Genomic DNA, 6250 nt, shown 5'->3' on the forward strand with positions numbered 1-6250 from the left:
TGCCAGGCACCGTAATTACACACTTGTGTAATGCGGGTGCCTGGCACCGTGTTTTTACTTCCATAGATGTGGGTATATTGCAGGTAGATGAGTTAGCGACCAAGAGAGGAGAAATGCTTCATGAAATATTGCAAAGACTGCTTGAACATTCTGCACCATGGTACAGATGGCTGCACAGTATGTGATGGGACCAATACCCAGGATATCGTAATTACGGTTCTAAGCAACGAAAGAAAATTAGCATCCGCATAAGACATAGTGGTATGTCTTATTTTTTTTGCTATTTTTCGATGAACTTTTTGGATCCTTCATCAATATAATGTAGAAGAAAAAGGAGGCGGGTCTCATGGATGTAAGAATAATTGATCGCGAATGGAATCATACCCGCCATAGGAAGAACAAAGCCTTTTAAGGGATTTGGTTCTTTTTTTTATGCATGGACAGACAACATCAGATCAAATGCTGATTTTACCTAGAGGGAGGAGAAGAAATGTTGAGGTATAAGAAGGTACTGATCAAATTAAGCGGCGGAGCAGTTGCAGGGCAAGGGAATTTTGGGTTCAATCCGCAAAAACTCAACCATATTGCACAGGAAATGATTAATGTAGCGAACTCTGGCGTTCAAGTATCTGCTGTGATAGGGGGAGGAAACATATTCAGAGGCAGCCTTGCTGAGCAATGGGGAATGAACAGGGTAGAAGCAGACCAGATTGGAACGTTAGGAACGGTGATCAATAGCTTAATGCTTAAAAGCGCTCTAAAGAGTTTGACGGACAGAGAAGTCATCGTCATGGCCTCAGAACCTCTCGCAGCTGCAGAGCATTATAACCGTGCTAAAAGTATAAAGTACCTTGAGCGGGGAAGTATTGTACTTTTTGCGGGAGGCAACGGGCAGCCCTTTGTTTCAACAGATTATCCAGCGGTTCAGCGCGCCCTGGAAATGGGGGCTGAAGCGTTGCTTGTTGCCAAGCATGGGGTAGATGGTGTATATTGCAGTGACCCTAAGGTAGAGAAGAAGGCCAAACGGTACGTCTCCCTCTCGTATGAAGAAGCCATAAAAAACAATTTAAAGGTCATGGACCAGACAGCAATGATACTGGCAAAGGACTTTCAGCTTCCGATTCACTTGTTTAACTTTGACCAGAAGGGCGCATTTTCGGAGATCTGCAAGAACGGCCACAATCCGGGAACAATTATCAGCAGCAATAAAACAATTGTTTTGATCTAGCCTATGCTGTCCAAAGAAAGTCGGCGGATCATACAGTATGTCACTGCCCTCTCCCCGAAAATCGGGATGGGGTTTCTTTACGTTTGGCTAATTCATTCCCTTTTGTTTACAATACATATATAGCCATATATGATTAATGGCTCACGAATTGATGTTAAGTTCTCATTTTCAAACGCAGTGGTTTCGGAAGTTAAGGAGGAACATTTTAATGAAACAAACGATGGACGATAAGATTAAAAACAGAAACAGCTGGTTTAAGATCATCCTGATCAGCCTGTTCTGCATGGTACTCATGTTTAAAGTAGCGACAGCAAAATTTACGTTTCATTTTTCGGATTTATTATCATTTATTTTAGCCGTATTTGCGATTGCCATCGCGGTGCTGTTTTACTCAAAGGTAAACGAGATTGTCCGCTTATTAGGAGGCAGCGCGCCGGGGCTCTTGAAACGAAACAAGAAAATGGAAAATACAGTGGCTTATGCTGAGAATGTGCCTGTTAAAAATGAAGAAGAATTGGTGCAAACACTTGAAGAGCATAAAGACCAGCTAAAGCGGGTAAAAAAGGTTCAGAATGAAATCATCGACCGTCTGCTGCTGAGTCAAGATCTTGAGCAAGAGGACAAGAGAGATTACATTGATTACCTCCTGCAAAAAGAGAAGGAAGCAGCACTGATTCAGATGGAAGCGGACAAGGTATCGGCTCAGCTTGAGGAAGCGGATGAATTTGCAAACGGCCCTTCCCCTGCAGAAAGCGGGACAGTCAACAGCATCAATGATCTTGTGGCGGTCCTTGGAAAGGACGTCATTCTAGGTGCGACGTTCGATGAATTGAACCAAAAAGTAAAATCCATTCAGCCGACAATAAGCCAGGAGGTATCTGAGTCACTGCTGCAAGCAGGCTACGTGGATCAGAATTTCAACATCACAAGAAAAGGACTGAAAGAATTTCGCAGTACCGCCAAAAGAATGAAAAAAAGAGTCTAGTATGCATTAATAAAGCAAGTTTCCTTTAAGGAGCTTGCTTTTTTTATAAGGTAACCAACGGGGTGGCCGCATCCTCTATGTGGTGTCTCTTGTGAATTTATGGTAGATTACTAAAGGTATATACAAAACTACACAGGGGGATTTTTTCTCGTATGCTGTTTGTTGCGAAAGCTGTATTATATTTAGTTTTTTCACTTTTTATAGGAACGTTCCTTTTATATTCAATGCCTGTTGAGAAACGTCCCTTTATTCATATGCACAAAAAGTGGCTGCTGGCTTGCATCTTCCTCATACCTGTTGCGGCTTTTTCCCAAGTTCTTGAGCTTGCGTTAAGTTTGGGAAAGGACTTTGGATTCTGGCCCACACTGAATGATATTTTATTTTCCTTTGATATCGGAAAGGGCTGGTTCTTTATTCTTGCCCTCTCTTTTCTATTGTTTGTTCTTGTTTATTTTAACGATGTCTCCAAGGACCGGTTTCTTGCTAAGCTATCTTTGTTTATCGGGGTCATGATCACGGCTGCTGTCGGCTATACGAGCCATGCCGCAACGCTGAATGAATGGGGAGGCCTTGCTGCTCATTCTCTCCACTTTCTTGCCGTAACCAGCTGGACAGGGACGTTGTTGGCCGTAAGCTGGCTCTCCAAAGACCGTGAGAAGATTCCTGTCTTTTTAAAATGGTTTACACCGTTTGCGCTAGTTTGTCTAAGTGTGACCATCGGTGCGGGGATCTGGCTCATGAGCTACATTGTTCCGCAATATTATAATTCATGGATGATGAACTACGGACAGGCTCTTTTGATCAAGCATGTGCTGCTTGTTGTTGTCATTTTTTACGCGCTGGTCAACTCGATTTGGATCCGGAGGAAAATGAGTGAGCCCTCGTTTTCACCATACAGGTGGATGAGGCTGGAAAGTGTGTTCCTTCTATTTATCTTTATTGCGACCTCCGTTATGGTACAGCAGGAACCTCCTCATGATGTATCGCAAACGCTGGCTTTTCAAAAGCCGTCACAGCTCTTTACCGCGTTTATTGAAAAGGGCGTGCATGCCGGGACATCAGTACATCTTGGTCCAAATGCCCTTACAGGACTGTTAGCTGCTGGTGCTCTTCTTTTACTTTTGGCCGCCATTTACTGTATCCGAAAGAGTGTCCGTTCATTATTTGTTTTCCTGCTGACTGCTGGATCAGCGTTGGTGCTGTATCTTGCTGTTATGTTCTCTGTATCGATTTGAATATAATAGACCGCATGCCTCGTGCATCGGTCTTTTTTGATGTTTAGGGCGGGAGTCATTGTATACTGAAAACAGGAACATACTACTAAAAAAGAACAGGTGGAGAATCGTATGATGGCAGTTTTATTCACGATTATTGTGCTTTTGCTTTTTGTGTATTTTTTTATGAATGGGTACCCCGATTTTGGCAGAAGACCATCAGCAAAAAAAGGGAGTCTTTTCAAAACTCTTTTCAATTTAAACATGATCATTTTGTGAATGAGACACCGACTGTGATGGACACCTCATTATCTACGACCCTCTCGATTGCCAAAGATTTTATTAAAGGAAATCCAATGGGAAGACCTGATCAACCGCTGAAAATGGTAAAACTCAAAGTACAGGATGGTCTCGAAAAGAACACAAGGATCACCTGGTTTGGCCATTCGGCCCTCATGCTGGAGATGGATGGCAAGCGCATACTTCTTGATCCGATGTTTGGACAAACTCCTTCTCCTTTTCCTATGTTCGGAGGGAAGAGGTACAGCAAGATATTGCCTTTTACTATAGAAGATCTGCCTTTCATTGATGCGGTCTTTTTTTCACACGATCACTACGATCATCTTGATTACCGTTCCATCAAAAAATTGAAAGAGAAAGCAGGGCGGTTCTTTGTCCCGCTCGGAGTGGGGAGCCATCTGGAGAGTTGGGGAGTAGAATCCGGACGAATTAGTGAACATGACTGGTGGGATGAAATGGAGTGGGAAGGGCTTCATCTTGTCTGTACACCTGCCAGGCATTTTTCTGGGCGCAGTTTAATGGATCGGAACACGACTCTATGGTGTTCCTGGGTGATCAAAGGAAAGCAGTCTAAAATATTTTTTAGCGGGGACAGCGGGTATGGCCCTCATTTTAAAAATATTGGAGATCGATATGGCCCATTTGATGCAGCGATGATGGAATGCGGACAGTATGACGACCGCTGGTCAGAGATTCATATGATGCCAGAGGAAACGGTTCAGGCATTTATTGATGTGAAAGGTGACTTGCTTATTCCCATTCACTGGTCAGCATTTACGCTGGCGCTGCATGATTGGACTGATCCGATCGAACGCGTGACGAAAGAAGCGGGGAAAAGAAATGTTCCCGTTGCTGCTCCTCAAATTGGAGAAGCGGTTATCATTGGCACAGAGAATTACCCCCAAAGGGTTTGGTGGAAATAACATACAAGGAAAAGAAGTTCATGTTGATGGGCTTTCTTTTCCATATCGCTATTGTTACAATGACGGAAAATGGGAGGGAATCAACATGGAACAGCAGCTTCGCGAACAGTTTGATGGTCTATTGGAGAAATATACAGAATTGCTGCTTGGAGACAGTGATGAGGACAAGAAAGAAAAAGTGAAGATGTGGGCTTTATATACCTATATTGCTAAATCGATGCCTGCTCTTGTGAAACATTGGAACGAACGCTATCCAGAAGGCAAAGAAGGAATAAAAGAGATTATTTCAGAGATCAAGCAACTAAACGAACAGCACCGCCAGAATAGTGGAAAATAGTGGTATGAAGGGGGTTTTTGCTGGCTGGAAAGAAGAAATTCCCCTTCATGCCTCATATAATAAAGGTAAACAATGATGGTCTTGTAAGGTGAAGGTTTTCCGACAAAAAATGTCGAAATTTTTCAAAAAAGCCATTATTGTTAAAATAAATGATATTATTAAAGCGGATACATCATTGAAAGTTCAGTAAATTATGCGGTGCCAGGCACCTTAATTACACACTTGTGTAATTCGGGTGCCTGGCACCGATAAAAGAGAAAATAGATGATTACTGATACTGAATTTATAGGGGGAAAAGATATGGAACAGGCGATGAGAGATTTCTTTCTGTTTCTTGCGAAGAACAAAACAATGACGAAGCTTGCAAAGAGGTACGGCCTCAAGTTTGGAGCGAGCCGCTTTGTTGCCGGAGCATCACTGGACAGCTCCATTTCAGCAATCAAAAAGCTGAATGAGAAAGGTATGCCTGTCACGATCGACCATTTAGGAGAGTTTGTCGACAACGAGCTCGAGGCGAAGGAAATGACGGAGCATTGTATCGATGCGATCAAAGCTATCGCAAAAGAGAACGTCAATTCCCAGCTTTCTTTAAAGCTGACTTCTATGGGTCTGGACATCAGTGATGACCTTGTGATGGCGAACATGCGCAAGATCATGGAAACTGCCCAGAAGCATAATGTATTCGTAACCATCGACATGGAGGATTACACGCGCTGCGGGAAAACGCTGGACATCTTCAAAAAGCTGAAAAGTGAATTTGATAATATTTCAACCGTTATTCAGGCTTACCTTTATCGTTCACTTGATGATGTGAAGGATTTAAATGATTACCATCCAAATCTTCGTCTTGTTAAGGGGGCATATAAGGAATCCTCTGAAGTCGCTTTCCCTGACAAAACTGATGTGGACGAAAACTATAAAAAACTAATTGAAACACACCTGTTGAATGGCAACTATACGGCTATTGCAACTCATGATGACGAAATCATCAACTATACAAAAGCGCTTGTTGAAAAGCACTCCATCCCGATGGATCAGTTTGAATTCCAGATGCTCTACGGCATTAAAGTAGAGCGCCAGGATCAACTCATGCAGGAAGGGTACAAAATGCGCATTTATGTCCCTTATGGAAACGACTGGTATGGCTACTTCATGCGCCGTCTGGCTGAACGTCCTGCCAACGTCATGTTTGTATTAAAAGGTGTATTTGGCAAGTAATAGTTGAAGGGGCTGTCCGGAAAATCGAAAATTGACCTTCAGGCA

At 42.9% G+C, this 6250-nt stretch carries 7 protein-coding genes; all 7 read left to right on the top strand.

Annotation, left to right across the window (positions count from 1 at the left end; translation table 11 throughout):
• The first annotated feature begins 120 nt into the window (after nucleotides 1-120).
• The 7 genes from P4361_RS02475 (at nucleotide 121) to P4361_RS02505 (ending at nucleotide 6205) form a co-directional block, all read left to right on the top strand.
• Complete coding sequence (locus P4361_RS02475) at nucleotides 121-252, top strand: hypothetical protein (protein WP_255357545.1); 132 nt, start codon at nucleotides 121-123, stop codon at nucleotides 250-252.
• 238 nt (nucleotides 253-490) lie between these two features.
• A complete protein-coding gene (gene pyrH, locus P4361_RS02480; protein WP_256224401.1) occupies nucleotides 491-1228 on the top strand; it encodes a UMP kinase in 738 nt (245 codons plus the stop codon).
• A 208-nt stretch (nucleotides 1229-1436) separates the two neighbouring features.
• The gene (locus P4361_RS02485) at nucleotides 1437-2213 is read left to right on the top strand and encodes a hypothetical protein (RefSeq protein WP_053357248.1); all 777 of its coding nucleotides are present in this window, start codon (nucleotides 1437-1439) and stop codon (nucleotides 2211-2213) included.
• Between the two features lie 152 nt (nucleotides 2214-2365).
• The gene (locus P4361_RS02490; protein ID WP_256224400.1) at nucleotides 2366-3448 is read left to right on the top strand and encodes a copper resistance D family protein; all 1083 of its coding nucleotides are present in this window, start codon (nucleotides 2366-2368) and stop codon (nucleotides 3446-3448) included.
• Between the two features lie 275 nt (nucleotides 3449-3723).
• On the top strand, nucleotides 3724-4650 hold the full coding sequence (locus tag P4361_RS02495; protein ID WP_328088212.1) for an MBL fold metallo-hydrolase: 927 nt from the start codon (nucleotides 3724-3726) through the stop codon (nucleotides 4648-4650).
• Nucleotides 4651-4735: 85 nt separating this feature from the next.
• Nucleotides 4736-4987: a YusU family protein gene (locus tag P4361_RS02500; RefSeq protein WP_328088214.1), complete on the top strand. Its 252-nt coding sequence runs from the start codon at nucleotides 4736-4738 to the stop codon at nucleotides 4985-4987.
• 300 nt (nucleotides 4988-5287) lie between these two features.
• Nucleotides 5288-6205 (top strand): proline dehydrogenase family protein, encoded by a 918-nt coding sequence (locus tag P4361_RS02505; protein WP_053358484.1) that lies wholly within the window; start codon nucleotides 5288-5290, stop codon nucleotides 6203-6205.
• Nucleotides 6206-6250 lie beyond the last annotated feature (45 nt).

Source organism: Fictibacillus sp. B-59209, assembly GCF_036216745.1.
In the GTDB taxonomy this organism is placed as follows: Bacteria; Bacillota; Bacilli; order Bacillales; family Fictibacillaceae; genus Fictibacillus_C; species Fictibacillus_C marinisediminis.

What these genes read in the sequence shown, in the direction of transcription:
- P4361_RS02475 (WP_255357545.1), top strand. Translation starts at nt 121, where the DNA reads ATGAAATATTGCAAAGACTGCTTGAACATTCTGCACCATGGTACAGAT.
- pyrH (WP_256224401.1), top strand. Translation starts at nt 491, where the DNA reads ATGTTGAGGTATAAGAAGGTACTGATCAAATTAAGCGGCGGAGCAGTT.
- P4361_RS02485 (WP_053357248.1), top strand. Translation starts at nt 1,437, where the DNA reads ATGAAACAAACGATGGACGATAAGATTAAAAACAGAAACAGCTGGTTT.
- P4361_RS02490 (WP_256224400.1), top strand. Translation starts at nt 2,366, where the DNA reads ATGCTGTTTGTTGCGAAAGCTGTATTATATTTAGTTTTTTCACTTTTT.
- P4361_RS02495 (WP_328088212.1), top strand. Translation starts at nt 3,724, where the DNA reads ATGGACACCTCATTATCTACGACCCTCTCGATTGCCAAAGATTTTATT.
- P4361_RS02500 (WP_328088214.1), top strand. Translation starts at nt 4,736, where the DNA reads ATGGAACAGCAGCTTCGCGAACAGTTTGATGGTCTATTGGAGAAATAT.
- P4361_RS02505 (WP_053358484.1), top strand. Translation starts at nt 5,288, where the DNA reads ATGGAACAGGCGATGAGAGATTTCTTTCTGTTTCTTGCGAAGAACAAA.